Below are 16516 nucleotides of genomic sequence, written 5' to 3'. Positions count from 1 at the left end.
GACATAGGCAAACCCGTATGCGTTCCGTTCGCCACGGCGTGTCCCACGGTTTTGAACCCTGCCCGGTCCACCCTGAGCGAACCGGGCCCATACGGGGTCAGACCGGGGTCGAGGCCAGGAGGAAAGACCCGCCGGCACCGTCGGAATCCTCCGGCATGGTGATGTCGACACGACCATCCTCGGAGGGAATGAAGAGGGCCCTCCCCTGGTCCAGTACACAGGACTGGTCGGCGGCTGCGCAACGGATCCGACCATCAGTGCAGACGATGATACGTGGTCCACGGCGCGGAATCATCAGGTGGCGGGGCCCCAGACGCTCTATCAGATCCCCGTAGCGCTGCTGAAGCCTGTTGAGCAGGGGCCAAGTGGCTCCACCCTCCTCCACATGCCCGTATACCAGCATGTACTCATTGATCTTGGGCCGGTAGGTCACCATGTTGTGCATGATCAGGGTGGCGATCATGGAGCTGGAGGGGTCAATAGGGGCCGAAGGCTGGCAGTCCAGGCTGTGCAGGAGGTTGGGAATATCCCGATGTTTGGGGGTCATGCCGGCCCTGAGCACATTGTCTGAGTTGGTCATGATCTCCGCCGCAGTGCCGTGGATGTAAGCGTGAGGGGTCCCGGCGGGGATATAGACCGAATCGCCCTCCTCCAGATCCACAGGGTTGAGCATGAGCAGACAAAGAACGGCCGGGTCATCCGGAAAGGCCCGTGCGGCACATAGGGCATGGTCAAGCACGGCTCCCGCCCGCCTGGACCGTAACCGTCCGGCAGCAGCCTCCAAGGCTTCCTCCAGACCTCGGGCCGCCCCCGGCTCGGCAGTCACGGCAGCATGGAAGGCCCGGAAGATACGTCGGCGGGAGTCCGGCCAGATCAAGGAGGAGACCGGCATCATGGCATCGGCAGAAGCGAAGCGCACCGGCGGGACCCCCAGGTGGAAGGTACGAGCGGTCAGCGCCTGGGTCATCAGCTCGGCCAGAGGATGATCCACGGCGCGCAGGAGGGTCAGCTGTGTTGAGATGGTTGCGAAGCCTACACAGGCCTGGAAGGGCTCCAGGGCCACCACCATCTCGTTCTTGGCCAGACTGTCGTGAAAGGATCGGCTGGGATCGTCGTCGGGCACTCCCAGGGCATTCTCACGGTTGAAGCCGGCACGAGCCTCGAAATCAAGGGGATGCACCTGCAGAGACAGAGGGATGCGGGCCGAGATGATCTTGAACAGGTAGGGCAGGGTGGGACCGAAGAGGCGGGAGTCGCGCTCCCCCAACATGGCCATGGGATTGCGGCGAATGGCCTCGGTCAGCGGCATGAGCGAGCCGTCGGGCAGCGTCAGCGGTGAAGGGGATTCGGTGTGCCCGCTGAACCACATCTCCGCCAAGGTATCCCCTTGGCGCTCGTCTGGCTCGTGTAGATGGAACATGCGCTGCAGTCGGTCATGTGAGCCCCAGGCATAGTGCTTCTCCACAGCTTGGATCGGATACACACACTCCCCTTTCCACGGGAAATCCCTCCATGGGCCGGTGCATACGAACCCACCAATCCCCGTCATAATAAGACAAGGGCCGAAGCATGGGCAAGGCGTGGGGGTCGCCGCATGTCATTGCAAACGGTACAGTGGGGGTATGAAGCTGGCTCCCATTTTCGACCCGGCCGCCCGCAGACCATCTCCTCGGCCCGTGCAGGTGGATCTGCGACGAATCTTCCTGCTAGGCACTGGGGCATGGATTCTGGCCCTTGCCGTGGTGGGCATCCTGGCCCTGACCGGAATGACGGTCACCAAGCCCCTTATTGTCTGCCTGTCCGGGGTTGGCGTGGGCATCCTGCTAATGATATGGGAGCATTTCAATCGTTGGGATTATCGCCGTCTTGCCCAACAACCGGATCCTGAGCCAGAGGAAGCATCAGCGTAAAGGTGCTCCCCTCCCCCGGCACACTCCAGACCGTGACCGAGCCATGGTGGGTCAGGGCTACATGCTTGACGATGGCCAGCCCCAGACCGATGCCTACGGCAGTCTCTTCATTCTGATTGTCGGCGCGGTAGAAGCGCTCGAAGATCCTGTCCTGGTCAACCTTGGATATGCCTCGGCCGTGGTCGACCACCCTGATTTTTGCGTAGTGCCCGTCATTGGAGGACTGTGCCACCAGGGAGACAGTGTATCCGGAAGATGAGTATGAGATAGCGTTCTCCACCAGCTTGGCCAGAGCCACTTCGATCTGTTGCCCGTCGCCGTGAATCGTCAGTGGCTGGTCGCATCGCCATCGCAGGGCCACATGGGCCCGATCAGCTCTACCCTGCTCATCCTGCACCACTGCCCGTATCTGCTCAGCCACGTCAAGCACGTTCTCCCTGCTAGGCTTGATCCGCTCCTGAGCCCGGATCAGCAGAAGAAGATCCTTGAGCACATGCCCCAGATAGGCACTGTAACGCTGGACCGAAGAGGCATCCTTGGAGACGCTGCGCAGGTGTTTGCGAAGCAGTTCTGGGTCATCCCCCTCCAGGAGGGAGGTGGTTTTCAGCTGCGCCGCCAGCTCCTCCAGGGCCTGAACCGGCTTGAGCATCTGCTCGGATACATTGGTCATGAAAGCGTCCCTGGTCCGAACGAACCTGACCGAATCGCTCACATCATCGATAAGCACGACGACCAGGGACTCGTCGATACGCCCAAGAGTGATCTTGAGCCAGTTCCGTCTGGATACCGCCTGGGCCTGAACATGGGTAGCGTCCCCAGGATCTTTGGTCTCGTCAATATCCCAATCATCGGATTCCGTGCTCTCGGCTGCGGTATCCAGAGCGAATTCGGTGGGCGTTCGCGTAATCAGATTAAAGCTGCGCCGACCGCCCGAATGCCGTACCTGCGCGATGGCTTCCATGATCTTCGGATCCACAATCTCGTCGTTGCTGACGATTCCCAGCCTGTAGGCATCCGGGCTGGAACGAACAACTTCGTCATCGCCATCGACCACAACCGTGGCGGCGGGGATAACCGCCAGCAAGGCCTGGGTCGAGCCCTCCAAAGCCTCGCCGTCGGCCTGTTCACCATCCTTGCCCCGGTTGCCTACAAGGCTGCGTAGGCAATCCATGAACCGTCTCATAAAGACTTCCCTCCAGTCCGGCGCCGACCCCGGACGCTGCGACATCAGCCGAGTCTCATCGGCAGTTCCGGCTTCATTCTCGCATATCCGACAGTGATTGCCGCCCCAAGAGCCGACATTCTTCGATGCTGGCTTTTTCTTGCCACCTTGGTCACATAGACTGTAGTCATATCGTTGACCGAGGCCGAAAGGGAAGAACAATGCGCGTGATTTTCAACGAGGAGCTGGGGCTGGTGGCCGACGATCTCGATCGGATGGCCGCCAAGGTTCGCGATGCCATCAAAAAGGCCGGGCGATCCCTGATGGACTGCGACGTGGAGACGGCCCAGGAGGTCATCGACGGGGATGCCGATATAGACAACCTCCAGGCCAGCATCATCGATCAATGCATCAGACTCCTGGCAAAACAGAGCCCCGTGGCCACTGATCTACGAGTGGTGGTCTCCACACTGAGCCTGTCGGCCACCTTCGAACGCATGGGAGACCTGGCCAGGCACATCGCCGAGACGGCAAGGCGCTCCTACCCCGAGCCGACCCTGCCCTCCGAGGTCATCCCACTATTCAAACAGATGCAGAACTTCCTGGATGTCATGGCCGACCGCCTGGTCGAGATGCTCTCCGACAGAGACACGACCATAGCCGAGCAAATCATCTTCAGCGACGACCAGATGGACAAGCTCCATCAGCAGACATTCGGCTACGCCCTATCAGACGACTGGAAAGGAACCAGACAGCAGCTGATCGACCTGGTCCTGGTGGCACGGTTCATGGAGCGTCTGGGAGATCATGGCGTCTCGGCGGCCCGGCGCGTGGTCTACATCGTCTCGGGCTTCGACCCCTCCAAGGATCCAAAGGATCTCGACCTCGATCTGGACTGAGCAAACAGAAAAGAGTCGGCCTGCCACCTGACAGTCAGTCGGGCGGCGGGCCGTTTTTCACTTCCCAACCGCCAGGAATAAATACGAAAGGCGGCGCCTTCCACATAGGGAAAAGACACCGCCCAATCAGCTTGAATAATCTACATCCAAAGTCCGATTCACATCATCATATAAGTCTATCCGAAGAATCTCACTTCTGGCCCTGGGCCGCCACAGCAGCAGCACCGGCTGCGGCTGCCTCCGGATCCAGGTACTCGCCGCGAGGCTTGACGGGCTTGAAGTTCTCGTCAAGCTCATAGACCAGGGGAATGGCCGTGGGGATGTTGACCTTAGCGATCTCATCCTCAGTCAGGTTGTCGAGCATCTTGACGATGGCCCTCAGAGAGTTGCCATGGGCGGCAATCAGGACGGTCTTGCCGGTCTTGAGCTCCGGGACAATATCGCTCTCCCAGTAGGGGGTCACGCGCTTGACCACGTTGGCCAGTGCCTCGGCACGGGGCACGGGGGCTCCTGCATATCGAGGATCATGGGACTGCGAGTATTCGTCGTCAGGGTCGATCTCGGGCGGCGGGGTGGCATAGGAACGACGCCAGAGCATGAACTTCTCGTCGCCGTACTTCTCGCGGATCTCGGTCTTGTTCTTGCCCTGCAGGGCTCCGTAGTGACGCTCGTTCAGCCTCCAGTCGCGCTTGACGGGGATCCAGAGACGGTCGGCCTCGTCCAAGGCGATGTTCGCGGTGTTGATGGCGCGGCGCAACAGGGATGTGAAGACGATGTCGGGCAGAACACCCTTATCCTTGAGCAGCTTGCCGCCCTTGCGGGCCTCCTGCTCGCCCTGCTCGGTCAGCGGGACGTCCACCCAGCCGGTGAACTGATTGGTGTTGTTCCATGCGCTCTGGCCGTGCCTGAGCAATACTAGTTTGTAGGTCATAGTGAAAATTCTAAGACCTAAGAGGGACTGTTTGGCGGACCTACCGCGCCTTGAAGCAGTCCCTTAAAGCAGACAGACACCCAGCCAGCAGAACCCTGTCAGCAAATCGGTATAACCCGACAGCGCAAAGGCCCTGCTGAAGCGGTTTCGACAACTGGCCACTGTGGTCGCAACGGCCATCGCCAGAATAGGCAGCAGGCAGAGCAGACGAGGCCAGGCGACTGCAAGGGAACCATTTGAAAGGGACCACGACTCGACGACGCCCAGAATCACGGCCAGGGCATAGCAGGACCCCATCAGAATCAAGGTGCCTCTGGCTCCAATAAAGGAAGACAGCGTGTACTTGCCGGCCAACGGGTCTGCATCAATGTCGCGATAGTTGTTGATCTCCAGAACGGGAATGCAGATAAGACCGCCAACCAGGGCGCCGATGAACCCGTGACGGTCGACACCGCCGGTCTCCAGGTACTGGGTGGCCAGCACGCCCACCAGGCCAAAGAAGATCATGATGCTCAGCTCGCCCATGGCCCTATAACCGTAAGGGTGTTTGCCTCCCGTGTAGAACCAGGCTCCCAGCAGGCAGAAGACACCGACCAGGATCATCCACCAGTGGCCAGTCACCCCGCACAGGATCAGACCGGACAGGCAGGCCATAAGGATGTTGAGATAGGCGGACAGCAGGACCTTGCGAGGCTCCACACCTCCGGCCACTCCTCTTCTGGGCAAATCAGGCACCGCCCCATCAGCGCCAGCGCCTGAAAGGCTGCTCCGGCCCTCGTCGGTACCCCTTATTCCGTCAAAGTAGTCATTAGCCAGATTGCAGGTACTGTGGATGAATACAGCCGTCAGACAGCATAAGAGAGCAATCAGCCAGAAGCGCGCATCCGGCCCCGACCCTTGGCTGAGCAGCTGCCGGAGGGCCACCGCCGTGCCGATCAGAACCGGCGTGGGCGAGCAGAGCAAGGCCGAGGGTCGCAGTGCGTCCTTGTATTCCCGAAGTGTGATGAACATGATTGCCTGATTATCCACCAAATCGCTTGAAGGCCGGTCTGCTCTCTTATGAGAGTATCAAGATTTTCACAGCTGCAGGAGCAGACCAGCCGACCAGCACAGGGCAGAGACCAGGGTGCCCTTGCCTGCCATGCCAAAGGCCTTGGGCACCTGGCCACGGGCAAAGGTTCGACAGATCAGCAGGAAGACAGCGGCCACTGGCAGCAGGATCAGCACAAGAGGAAAGCCCGGCAGGCCATGTCGCATGACAGCCGGAACGAACTGAATCAGACTCAGAACCAGGCTCAGGATGTAGACCAGGTAGATGGAGATGGCTGCTGCCCGCGCCCCCACCAGAACCGCATATGTGTGTTTGCCGGCAAGGCGGTCGTCGTCCAGGTCCCGGTAATTGTTGAGCATGAGCAGGCCCACGGCGTTGAGCCCGCAGACGCAGGCACCCAGGATGCCAGCAGCATCGACCCTGTTAATGAGAAAGTACTCGGTGCCCAGGGTGGCCACCAGACCGAAGAAGATGAAGACGCTGACCTCGCCCAGCCCGTGGTAGCCGTATGGATGCGGGCCGCCCACGTAACACCAGCCGGCGACCAGGCAGCAGATTCCGACCAGGATCATCCACCAGTGACCGGTCAATGCCATGACAGCCAGACCCATCAGGCAGGTGAAGGCCGCCGAGATCATGGTGGCGTACAGCACCTTCCTGGGCGGCACACCGGCGGCGACCAGACGTCTGGGCCTGCCGGAGGTGGCTTCCTCGCCGCCTCGGCCTGAGTCAGTTCCGCGAACACCATCGGCATAGTCATTGGCGAAGTTGGCTGCGATCTGCATAGACAAGGCGAGCAAGACCAGCAAGACCACGATCAGGGCCAGCCGTCCCGGCGTGGTCGCCTTCAGGGCAGGGTCGACAGGCGTGGGCGAGCAGGAGCTGGTGCACTGTTCCAACAGCCGTGACCGCTTCAAGAGTGCAGCTGAAGCGCCCACGCAGACAGGCGCCACCGAGGCAGGCAGCGTCCGGGGACGCATGCCATCCATCCAAAGCCTGATATTCATGACCGTCCCTCCCTTGTTATCATCTCAGACCATCTCAGATCAGCGGCTTAACCAGGGGGAAAGTGATGGTCTCACGGATGGACGCACCGGTAAGGGCGATTAGCAGGCGATCGATGCCCATGCCCATGCCGCCAGCGGGAGGCATCCCTACGCCCAAGGCCTCCAGGAAGTCCTCGTCAATGTCCATGGCCTCGACATCGCCACGGCTGGCCATCTTGGCCTGCTCGACGAACCGCTGCCGTTGGACCACCGGGTCGTTGAGCTCGGAGTAGCCCGTGGCCAACTCGAACCCGCGAACGTAGAGGTCCCACTTCTCGACCACGCCCGGCTTGGTGCGGTGGGCCTTGACCAGGGGCGAGGTCTCGACCGGGAAATCACGCACGAAGGTCGGCTCATACAGCTTGTCCTGCCAGAAGTGCTCCCAGAGGTGTTCGACCAGCTTGCCGTGGTTTTCGGCCGGCTCCTCCTCCAGGCCCAGCCCGTCAGCGATGGTCCGCAGATGCTCAACGCTGGTCTGCGGGGTGATCTCCTCACCCAGTGACTCGGAAAGGGACTCATACATGCTGATCTGACGCCAATCACCACCGAAGTCGTACTGGCTGCCATCCTGCAGGGTCACCTTCAGCGATCCCGACGTGGCCAGTGCCGCTTTCTGAATCAGCTCCTTGGTCAGCTCCCCGATGGTGTCGTAGGTGCCATAGGCCTGATAGGCCTCCAGCATGGTGAACTCCGGGGCATGGGTGGCATCCACGCCCTCATTGCGGAAGTCGCGGTTGATCTCGAAGACACGCTCAATGCCGCCGACCAGGCAACGCTTGAGGAAGAGCTCAGGCGCAATGCGCAGGTAGAGGTCGATGTCAAAGGCATTCATATGCGTGGTGAATGGCCGTGCCGCAGCGCCGCCATGCACAGTTTGGAGCATGGGGGTCTCGACCTCCATGAAGTCGTGGTCTTCGAAGGTACGCCTCAGCGAGGAGACGGCCTTGGAACGACGACGGACCATGGCCCGCACATCCTCATCGGCAATCATTGCCAGGTAGGGCTTGCGGGTGCGCTGCTCCTCGGTCAGCTCCTTGTGAAGGGCCGGCAGCGGCTGCAGGGCCTTGGCCGCGATGTTCCACTCAGTGGCGAAGATTGAGAGCTCACCGGTCTTGGAGGCGACCACGCGGCCGCGCAGGTAGAGGTGGTCGCCCAAGTCGACCAGCTGCTTGAACCGCTTCAGAGAATCAGCGCCAATCTCACGCTTTGAGATCATGCCCTGGATGCGGGTGCCATCGCCCGCCGCCAGCTGGACGAAGCAGAGGCCGCCGCCGTTGCGCAGGAAGAGGACCCTGCCGGCGATGCCAACCACATCCTCGGTCTCCTGGCCAGGCTCAAGGCGGTCCTGATACTTACGGCGCACATCCTCGATGCGGTCGGTCACATCCAGATGGACCGGGTAAGGCTCGACGCCTTCCTTGAGCATGAGCGCCCTCTTGGCCACACGCATGCGCACCTGTTCGGGATGGCCTTCAGCGCCGTCCGTCAGGTTGCCGGGATCAATGGCGTCGTCCAACTGGGCCCCCTGATCGATCTTCTCCGTGATGGCCATATCCTGATCAAGCAGTGCCTGAGCACGCTCGACCGTCGTCAGACGAGGGGTTTCTTCCGATGAATCATTCATAAATTGCTATTTTACGCATGAGCCGGTACTTGGCCCCAGGCACCGCTGACCAGCAAGCGATCGGGGCTTCGCGCCGCGCAGACGATGGCGTTTGGCCGACGGTACGTGTACTATATAGAACGTTGTCACGGGGTATAGCGCAGCTTGGTAGCGCGCTTCGTTCGGGACGAAGAGGCCGGGGGTTCAAATCCCCCTACCCCGACAAATTATCCTGGTCCGAATGGGCCAGGATTTCAACGTTTAGAGCACATCACGCAACCGGCGAAACCGATTTTGAGCGCACTTTGCAGCAGCAACTCGTTCATCGACCCCCCCCCCCACCGAATCCAGGTCATCGTTGAACAGATTCGCATACGCATCCAAGGTCATCGCGGCCAACGTGTGCCCCAGCCGCCGCTGGATGGCCTTCACGTTCGCCCCGCTCTTGACCATCAGGCTGGCCGCCGTGTGTCCGTAGGTCATGGATGGTCATCCGTTTTCAACCCGGCCGCATCGCACGCACGGGCAAACCACTTGCCGCCGTCCTTCGGCGACACCGACTTCATGTAGCCATGAAAGCTCCCCGTGAACAGCAGCTTGTCAGGGCCGCGCCCGCCGATCAGCCGGTTCAGCCAGTCGTCGAGGATGGCGGGAAACACAAGGCTGTGCTCGCCTTTGGTGCCGGCCAGCCTGCAACCTGAGTCGTGGTGTTTGGCATGGACAAGCTCGTAGCAAAAGGCGCAGCGGTATTTCGTGCAGCATGATCATGCGGTTCTTTTCCCAGTAGAACCCGCATAAATGCGGGGCAAGTGTGCGCTCTTCAATCCTGACTTCAAGCATTGTTGCTTCGCGCAATAAATCAGCCATATCAGGATGTCTCATGCCCGCTTTCTCCCTCTGCATCTCAATCTCCTGGGGTCTACCTTTCCATCGCCGCATTGGGATCATGTAGAGCAGCTATATCGAAATCTTCCGGATGATCCGCAACCCGATCCAGCTTCGCTGCTCTGCTCTTTTGTTCTTCGTTTTGCCGGCTTAGCTACAATACTTGCTCTAGCGTTGAGGCTAGATTGAGATTGAAGAATTGGCACAGCGCTATAAACTCACGCAAAGAAGGCGACCCATGCCTGCAATTGAAAAGGTCGCTGACTCTTGGCGCACTTACGTCGATGGCACGGGCGAGCGCGTGGTCTGATATTTGAAACGGTGACTCATCTCGCTTTTCGGAAATAAGTCCCATAACCGTAATATCAGCCAACGTCCAAACACTCGCGTAATTTGCCGTGGCAATCAGATCAGACATGTAACAATTTTTTACCAATCGCAACACAAGTTTGACATAGTGAGAGAAAAATCTTACTGGCCTGCTGCTCGGGCCATAGACGTGCTTCGCAAAAAAGTACTGATCAACGAGCAATTCAAAACCGAACTGGGCATCAGCGCTGCGCATAGCCAGACCAACACTGAACGCCCGGTTTGAAGCCGACGACATGAGGCTCAGCAAGTTCATACAGCTGTCGAAAGAAGTCGGTGTCGATCCAAGCGAAGCACTCAATGGCTGCGACGGGGAGTCTCCGGCATCATCGGCGCCCGCAGGGAAGGAGAAGGGATCAAAAGGCTAGTCTTGCCCAAATCCTTTTTGACCTGCTCGCGAATCTTGACGACATGATAGGGCGGATCATCATTGCTGGGCGGCCAGAGCCTCTGAAACAGGAGCAACCCGTGCCCTTTCTGCGTCATGCTGGTCGGCAGGGGCTTCCACCCTCGGCGGCTCCTTCCACAACGGACACTACACGCTGTCCAAGCCGTGGCCCGACGAGGTCATCCAGCCGTACCGGCAGGTCTGGGAGCATATCCTGGGCAACCACGGGTCGGGGACTTCCGTCCCCGGCAAGACCGCGTTCCCCTCGTCGTGGAGCGAGAAGCGCGTCAGGCATGAGGTCCTGGAGACCGCGGCGGCACCCGACCTTGTCAGGAGCATGAAGGACGGGAGCCGGGAGGACAGGTATAGGCTGGTCGGTGAGGAGATCATCCGCGTGTGGCTGCAGAAGAAACGGAACACCCGTGGACGGTACATGATCAACAGGCGTTCCCGACGGTGGGCAGGGAGAAGGAGATGGCATGGCGACTGATCAGCAGGCAGCACAGGCCTTCCGCCGGCTGAGGCCCTACCTCGCGCCGGTCATGGACGAGTGGGAACTCACCGCGCTTGACGGCGGTTTCGAGGCCGGGGAGCCGTATTTCGCCTTGTCCGACGCCGTGGCATCCATCCCCTCGTATCAGGTGGACGTCCCCCGTGACGTGCTCGCGCAGGCGTTCTCCTGCCTCAACGAGGACGACCGGGAGGAGTACGCGGACATCCTGAAGGGTGTGACGACGTAACCCGGGCACACTTGTAATTGCTTTCTAGGCCATCCCTTACCGGGGTGGCCTTTTCCATGCCCTGACGGGCCATCGAGTTTTCCGCGGACCCCGCACGCCGCGTCGCTAATCGTGCGTCCGATTGGAGCAACCATGCCCATGCATTTCATCCACCGTTTCGACAGGCCCCACATGCGTCTGGCCGACTCCCCGCAGGGGGAAGCCGGTTCCGGCGGAGGCCAGCCCGGTTCGGAAGCCGGCATCGACCCGGATAACACGCGGATCCTCGCACAATCTGAGACTCAAGGCACAGCGACAGCCACCTCCAGCATCTACGCAGTACGATACGGCTCCTCGGAAGGCGACCAGGCGGTCACCGGCTTGACCAACGGGGGCGTCAACGTACAGGATCGGGGCCAGCTGCAGGACAAGCCCGCCTACCGCATCCGCATCGAGTTCTTCGTCGGGCTGGCCGTTTTCGGTGGCAAGGCCGCCACACGCCTGAAGGGGGTCATCAATGGCTAGCAGGAAGACCGCCGGCGCAGCTGCCAAGAAGCGGGCTGAAGCGGAGCCGACCCTGGCCGTCACACCAAACGAGCCCGTGCAGGAGGTCACCGCCCAGGAGCTCGACAAAGAGAAGGAGCCGCCCGCGGCCCCCCGACTATTCCGCGGCGGTTGCGCCCGCCGGCCGTTACGAAGCTATTGAAGACGGATGTATGTAAGAATACTAACCTCGCTATTCTCTTTCTCTTCTTAAAAAGCAAAAGCGATTCTCGTTTTTCTCGCGTTTTATAAGTTCAAGGATCACAGCCCCGACGATTCTGAAATTTCCTGCTGCATTAATATTGAGGTTCCTCGGCACATAATAACCAATCACCAACATTCAGGTGTAGCATATAAACAAATATTCTGTTCAAAGGAGCATAATGCGGATCTTAGCCTTTGACCTCAAAGGACTTCGTTTATACGACAAGGGCGCACTACGCATGATCCTGTTCGCCGAGGATAGGATTACCGATGGCAGCTTCACCCATCGCCTTCAGGGCACCACCTCACCGCTTGGCATCGTCACAGCCATTGGCATCTCCGGCATCAATGCCTCCGGCAAAACCACTGATCTACGCCTACTTTCTCTAATCATCAACATTGCCAGGGGCGCCTCATTGGGTACTCAACGCTCCACCATCGATTCGCTGATGGACATTCTTGAGCCTACGATTACAGCACGCATTATCTTCGAAGAAGACGGCGATGCTTGGCTACTCAATGCCACACTTCGACGCGCAGGTCAGAACGAGGCCACCGCCGACTCTCCCTTGGTTTTTGAAAAGGAACGGCTGTGCCAGTATGCGGGCAGAAGCCTGAGCAAGATTCGTTTGAGAAGAACCATTGATGGCGATGAAGAATCCTGGGTGACTGTAGCGACTCGGGGAATGAACAAGTCCGGCGACGAAAAGGAGCTGGCTGAGGACGTCAAGAGATTCTTACCCCCCGATCGCTCTCTGATGAGCGGGATTTTGCGGGCCAAGGAGACCATGGTCACCATCTGTCTGCAAAATCCGCTGCAAATGTCCATTCCCGTCACTCCTCCATCCCAAGTGGTGCGCCTATTCGATCCGACCATCGAACACTTAGAAGTAAGCGATCACCAATTCCATATCAAGTTCCGCAACGAAAAGCTTGAACGTAATTGTGATCCCTCACAAGCTATGGCCATGATATCGGCGGGAACATTTCGCGGAACATCCCTGGCGCAGCATGCTATCGAAACACTTGCACAAGGAGGCTACCTACTATTCGACGAAATCGAAAACAGCATAAACAAGCAGTTGGTATTCGCCATCATCGATTTGTTCTCCTCTCCCGCCACTAACCCGCATGGGGCAGTACTCGTTTTTTCTACGCACTACCCTGAATTGCTGGATCATTTCACCAGAAAGGACAACATCTGGTTCGCTGTCAGACATGAGAACGCGGGATTCCAACTGGTCAGATACAACAAACTTGTCACACGCGGTGAACTGAAGAAGAGCGTTCAGTTCATGTCAGGTGCCTTGCAAGGAACGGCACCCTCAGCCGCTTCCATTAGCGCACTGCGGAGCTACGTCAAGGATACGGTTCATGGATAGTCAAGCAATATATAACCAACCTACCTTGGTTATCTGCGAGGGATCTGCCGAAAGCGTCATCTTTGAACTCCTGCTGGCAGAAGGAAAACTGATCATTCCTAAAGATTCGCTTATTGAGGATCCGCAGACTGGTCGGCTTTATACCCGCTGCCGGAAGGATAGGGATATCGAGGAACGGTTCCTTTCCGTTACTTATGGTTCTTCGTGCGTGAATATCGTCCGTATTATTGACTCGCCAAATGAGCGCTTTCACTTGTCGTCTCTGTACCAGTCTAAAGCCCGTGTATTTACACTGACTACCCGTCCGGAGATCGAGATCCTGGCCATCATCAAAGAGGGGGGCTTATAGGGCCTGGACGCATGTCAATAACATGAAACCCAGCGAATTCTGCAAGGAGAAACTGGGGTTGCGCAAGATCAAGCAGTATGCTTTCCTACGCCAATATTGGAACGATGCGGATGAGCTCTGTCGTGTCATTGAGCAGTACCGAAGAAACCATCACTTCCAAAACCATGAGCGATGTTTGGCCGAGATACTCGTTGATTATTCAGACAGCTGCACCGAGCAGGTGTGACCTAGGCGACATAGCCGACTAAAGTCCATCAAAGACCATCAGCCTAGACTGATAGATAGAAGCGACCAGGCGCTAGAGCTCCACGAGGAACCGGCACCTACAGATACCCTGACAGCAAGGGAGCCAAATGAGCCAGGACCAGACACCGATTTTAGGCAGCAAGCAAAAACAACCCCAACAGTCCTACATGCAACCGGACGGCAGCTTCGACACCCAATCCTTCCTGGACGGTCTGGATGCCATCTTCAGCGCAGGCAAGGCCCGCGACCAGGCCGAACCCTATCTGCAACAGGCACTGGTGGATGCGGAGAACGCAGGCGATGATGCCGGACTGTTGACCGTACTCAACGAAACCATGGGCTTCTACCGGTCCCAGGGCCGCCATCAGGAGAATATGTGGATGATCCAGCGCGCCATCGAGCTGGCCACACGCATGCGCATCGAGGGGTCCGAGGCCTGGACGACCACACTGATCAATGCGGCCACCGGCCTGCGGGCAGCCAAGAAGTACGACCAGGCAGAAGACCTCTACCGGCAGGCGCTTGCCTCCGCAGCCAAAACCCTTGGGCCCAAGGACCGGCGGCTGGCGGCCCTGCACAATAACCTGTCCATGCTCTACAGCGAAACCGACCGACCCGACCAGGCCGAGCAGGAGCTGCGGCAAGCCATGGACATACTGGAGAATTCCAGCACCGATCCTTCCCGGGATCTGGACCTGGCCACCACCCACACCAATCTGGCCCTCCTGCTGATGCAGCGCAATGACAGTCCGCAGGCCCTGCAAGAGGCCTGGGACCAGGCCCGAACAGCCCTGGACATCTATCGAACCGGCCACCTGGAGAACAGCGCACACTACGCCTCAGCCCTGGCAGGCTTTGCCCAGGTCTGCTATATGACCGGGCGCTTCAGACAGTCGGCGGACACCTACAACAAGGCCCTGGCCATCATTGAGGATAGGTACGGCAAGGGCAGCGACTACTACCGGATCACCAAGGCCAATCTGGACCAGGCCCAGACCGCTGCTGAGAAAAACAGAGACAGGGATCAATCCGACCAGGTTGACGAAGCTGCGTCCATCCAAACGCAGACCAACTCAGATCGCCCCCCAGCCAGGAATCAGAACAAAGACAGCGATCAGCATAACCCCCGCCCGGGTATTCAAGGGCTGGACCTGGCCAAGGCCTATTGGGAGCAAGTGGGCCGTCCCATGCTTGAGGAGCGATACCCCCAGTATCGCGGTCGGATCGCCGTGGGATTGATGGGCCATGGCTCGGACTGCTACGGCTTCGACGACGCCATCTCCCGGGATCACGATTTCGGCCCGGGCTTCTGCCTGTGGCTGACCAGCGAAGACTACCAGGCCATCGGCGACCAGCTGCAGAAGGACTACGAGGCCCTGCCCACCGAATTCATGGGGTTCGGCTCGCGAACCGACAGCGTCAGGGCAAAGGGAGCCAACCGCCGCGTGGGCGTCTTCGAGATCGGGGCCTTCTTCGAATCTCTGACCGGCTACCGACAGGCGCCCCCGGAAGATCACCCCCACGAGTGGCTGCTCCTGGACGAGGCTACGCTGGCTGCGGCCACCAATGGCAGGATTTTCGCGGATCCTCTGGGACGGATGCTGGCCACCCGGCAGGGGTTCAAGGCCATGCCCGATGATGTACGCTTCTGCCTGATCTCCCGTCGGCTAGGCATGATCGCCCAGGCGGGCCAGTACAACCTGCCGCGAAGTCTGCAGCGGGGCGACGGGGCTGCAGCCATGCTGTCAATCAATGAATTCGTCAAAGCCTGCGCCTCCCTGATCTTTCTGATCAACAATCCGCTGATAGTCGGTTATCTACCCTATTACAAGTGGACCTTCGCGGCCTTACGGCGACTGAGCGGACGAATGGCTACCAGGCTGGCTGACCTGACCGAACAACTGGAGGACATCCTGCGCCTGGCCTCAGCTGCCTGCTATGGAGGGCAAGGCTTTGGCGAAGGCGGCAAGGGAGCTCGGCCGTCCGCCGAACGCATTACCAAGCTTGTAGAGTCCATCTGCGCAAGAATCGTGGAAGAGTTGCAAGCGGAGGGCTTGACCAACAGCCCGGAAACCTTCCTGGAGTGGCAGCGCCCCTATGTCGAGGCCCACATCTCCAGCGACGATCCGGTTCTGCACAGCATCTGAAAGGAGCCAAAGATGGCAAACGACGAGCAATGTCAGGATGAGGAATCCTTGCGCGAGCGGATCGTCCGCCACGAATGGGAGCAGTTCCAGCAGGTCAACAACGAAGGCGGTCCGGCAAACTGTCAGGGCAACTGGCCCATGTTCCACCAGATGCGCCTGAGCCAGTTTCTGACCTGGCCGCATACCCTGTTGACCAGTTATGCAGATGACCTGGATCAGGCTGACGCACAGGGACGCAACCTGCTGACCGAGAAGTACGGGCGGATGATGGAGTCCACAGCCCCGGACCAGTACCACAGCAGCATCGCCCCCTACCTGCCCAGGCTGGGCCTGGATCGCCAGGAGCAGCAGGAGCGCATCATCGACCGGCAAGTGGCCTGGGCCAAGGACTTCCGCGAGCGCTACCCCCGTCTAGGTCAGGAGATGCGGGTCCTGCGAACCAGCGAGGACACGCCGGAGGCAACCTCCTTCGAGACTTATCTGCGTGGCGAACTCGGCACCTATTCGGCCCGGACGCTGGATCTTTACCAGTCCATGGTGGACCAGATCGAGGCGCGGGGTGGCAACCTGACCGAGGAAACCATCCTGGCCACGGTGCAGCTTAACGGCTTTGAGACCCTGGACGAAGCCGAACAGGCCCAGAACCGACCACCTGAACCACAATCATGAGGTTCATCTGACC

At 59.3% G+C, this 16516-nt stretch carries 18 protein-coding genes and 1 tRNA gene; 10 read left to right on the top strand and 9 right to left on the bottom strand.

What is annotated here, in order from left to right:
• Positions 1-97 precede the first annotated feature (97 nt).
• A complete protein-coding gene (manA, locus tag ACUIAF_RS08555) occupies positions 98-1483 on the bottom strand; it encodes a mannose-6-phosphate isomerase, class I (RefSeq protein WP_015022281.1) in 1386 nt (461 codons plus the stop codon).
• A 139-nt stretch (positions 1484-1622) separates the two neighbouring features.
• Here manA and ACUIAF_RS08550 point away from each other — a divergent pair, with 139 nt between their 5' ends.
• Positions 1623-1910: a hypothetical protein gene (locus tag ACUIAF_RS08550; protein WP_015022282.1), complete on the top strand. Its 288-nt coding sequence runs from the start codon at positions 1623-1625 to the stop codon at positions 1908-1910.
• Here ACUIAF_RS08550 and ACUIAF_RS08545 read toward each other — a convergent pair.
• A complete protein-coding gene (locus ACUIAF_RS08545) occupies positions 1843-3093 on the bottom strand; it encodes a sensor histidine kinase (RefSeq protein ID WP_445338580.1) in 1251 nt (416 codons plus the stop codon). The two genes, ACUIAF_RS08550 and ACUIAF_RS08545, sit on opposite strands and share 68 nt — an antisense overlap.
• 200 nt (positions 3094-3293) lie before the next feature.
• Here ACUIAF_RS08545 and phoU point away from each other — a divergent pair, with 200 nt between their 5' ends.
• A complete protein-coding gene (gene phoU / locus ACUIAF_RS08540; protein ID WP_198216200.1) occupies positions 3294-3971 on the top strand; it encodes a phosphate signaling complex protein PhoU in 678 nt (225 codons plus the stop codon).
• Positions 3972-4161: 190 nt separating this feature from the next.
• Here phoU and ACUIAF_RS08535 read toward each other — a convergent pair whose 3' ends face one another.
• The 4 genes from ACUIAF_RS08535 to lysS all read right to left on the bottom strand — a co-directional run bounded on the left by ACUIAF_RS08535 (position 4162) and on the right by lysS (position 8623).
• Positions 4162-4902 carry a phosphoglyceromutase gene (locus tag ACUIAF_RS08535; protein WP_015022285.1) on the bottom strand — a complete coding sequence of 247 codons (741 nt, stop codon included), beginning with the start codon at positions 4900-4902 and terminating at the stop codon, positions 4162-4164.
• A 63-nt stretch (positions 4903-4965) separates the two neighbouring features.
• A complete protein-coding gene (gene menA, locus ACUIAF_RS08530; protein ID WP_110417563.1) occupies positions 4966-5913 on the bottom strand; it encodes a 1,4-dihydroxy-2-naphthoate octaprenyltransferase in 948 nt (315 codons plus the stop codon).
• 66 nt (positions 5914-5979) lie between these two features.
• Complete coding sequence (menA, locus tag ACUIAF_RS08525; protein WP_445338578.1) at positions 5980-6960, bottom strand: 1,4-dihydroxy-2-naphthoate octaprenyltransferase; 981 nt, start codon at positions 6958-6960, stop codon at positions 5980-5982.
• A 34-nt stretch (positions 6961-6994) separates the two neighbouring features.
• The gene (gene lysS / locus ACUIAF_RS08520) at positions 6995-8623 is read right to left on the bottom strand and encodes a lysine--tRNA ligase (protein WP_110417565.1); all 1629 of its coding nucleotides are present in this window, start codon (positions 8621-8623) and stop codon (positions 6995-6997) included.
• Between the two features lie 128 nt (positions 8624-8751).
• Here lysS and ACUIAF_RS08515 point away from each other — a divergent pair.
• Positions 8752-8825: transfer RNA gene (locus ACUIAF_RS08515), tRNA-Pro, on the top strand.
• Between the two features lie 38 nt (positions 8826-8863).
• Here ACUIAF_RS08515 and ACUIAF_RS08510 read toward each other — a convergent pair.
• The 3 genes from ACUIAF_RS08510 to ACUIAF_RS08500 form a co-directional block, all read right to left on the bottom strand.
• Complete coding sequence (locus ACUIAF_RS08510) at positions 8864-9085, bottom strand: hypothetical protein (protein ID WP_445338577.1); 222 nt, start codon at positions 9083-9085, stop codon at positions 8864-8866.
• Positions 9082-9261: a hypothetical protein gene (locus tag ACUIAF_RS08505; RefSeq protein WP_015022289.1), complete on the bottom strand. Its 180-nt coding sequence runs from the start codon at positions 9259-9261 to the stop codon at positions 9082-9084. The genes ACUIAF_RS08510 and ACUIAF_RS08505 overlap by 4 nt, the downstream gene beginning before the upstream one ends.
• 380 nt (positions 9262-9641) lie before the next feature.
• On the bottom strand, positions 9642-10112 hold the full coding sequence (locus tag ACUIAF_RS08500; protein ID WP_110417567.1) for a hypothetical protein: 471 nt from the start codon (positions 10110-10112) through the stop codon (positions 9642-9644).
• Between the two features lie 611 nt (positions 10113-10723).
• On the opposite strand from ACUIAF_RS08500, the gene ACUIAF_RS08495 reads away from it, so the two are divergent.
• The 7 genes from ACUIAF_RS08495 to ACUIAF_RS08465 all read left to right on the top strand — a co-directional run bounded on the left by ACUIAF_RS08495 (position 10724) and on the right by ACUIAF_RS08465 (position 16503).
• Entirely contained in the window at positions 10724-10984 is a 261-nt protein-coding gene (locus ACUIAF_RS08495; protein WP_015022290.1) for a hypothetical protein, read from the top strand.
• A 132-nt stretch (positions 10985-11116) separates the two neighbouring features.
• Positions 11117-11488 carry a hypothetical protein gene (locus ACUIAF_RS08490; RefSeq protein WP_445338575.1) on the top strand — a complete coding sequence of 124 codons (372 nt, stop codon included), beginning with the start codon at positions 11117-11119 and terminating at the stop codon, positions 11486-11488.
• Positions 11481-11669: a hypothetical protein gene (locus ACUIAF_RS08485; protein ID WP_445338574.1), complete on the top strand. Its 189-nt coding sequence runs from the start codon at positions 11481-11483 to the stop codon at positions 11667-11669. The genes ACUIAF_RS08490 and ACUIAF_RS08485 overlap by 8 nt, the downstream gene beginning before the upstream one ends.
• 220 nt (positions 11670-11889) lie before the next feature.
• On the top strand, positions 11890-13092 hold the full coding sequence (locus tag ACUIAF_RS08480; RefSeq protein ID WP_046323265.1) for an AAA family ATPase: 1203 nt from the start codon (positions 11890-11892) through the stop codon (positions 13090-13092).
• Positions 13085-13441, top strand: a complete 357-nt coding sequence (locus tag ACUIAF_RS08475) for a hypothetical protein (protein ID WP_445338573.1) — start codon at positions 13085-13087, stop codon at positions 13439-13441. The genes ACUIAF_RS08480 and ACUIAF_RS08475 overlap by 8 nt, the downstream gene beginning before the upstream one ends.
• A 353-nt stretch (positions 13442-13794) precedes the next feature.
• Positions 13795-15834 (top strand): DUF4037 domain-containing protein, encoded by a 2040-nt coding sequence (locus ACUIAF_RS08470; RefSeq protein WP_445338572.1) that lies wholly within the window; start codon positions 13795-13797, stop codon positions 15832-15834.
• Positions 15835-15846: 12 nt separating this feature from the next.
• Positions 15847-16503, top strand: coding sequence for a DUF4125 family protein (locus ACUIAF_RS08465; RefSeq protein ID WP_445338571.1), 657 nt, complete (start codon positions 15847-15849; stop codon positions 16501-16503).
• Positions 16504-16516: the final 13 nt, after the last annotated feature.

Source organism: Bifidobacterium sp. ESL0822, from assembly GCF_052606675.1.
This window is presented reverse-complemented; position numbering and strand designations above follow the sequence as displayed.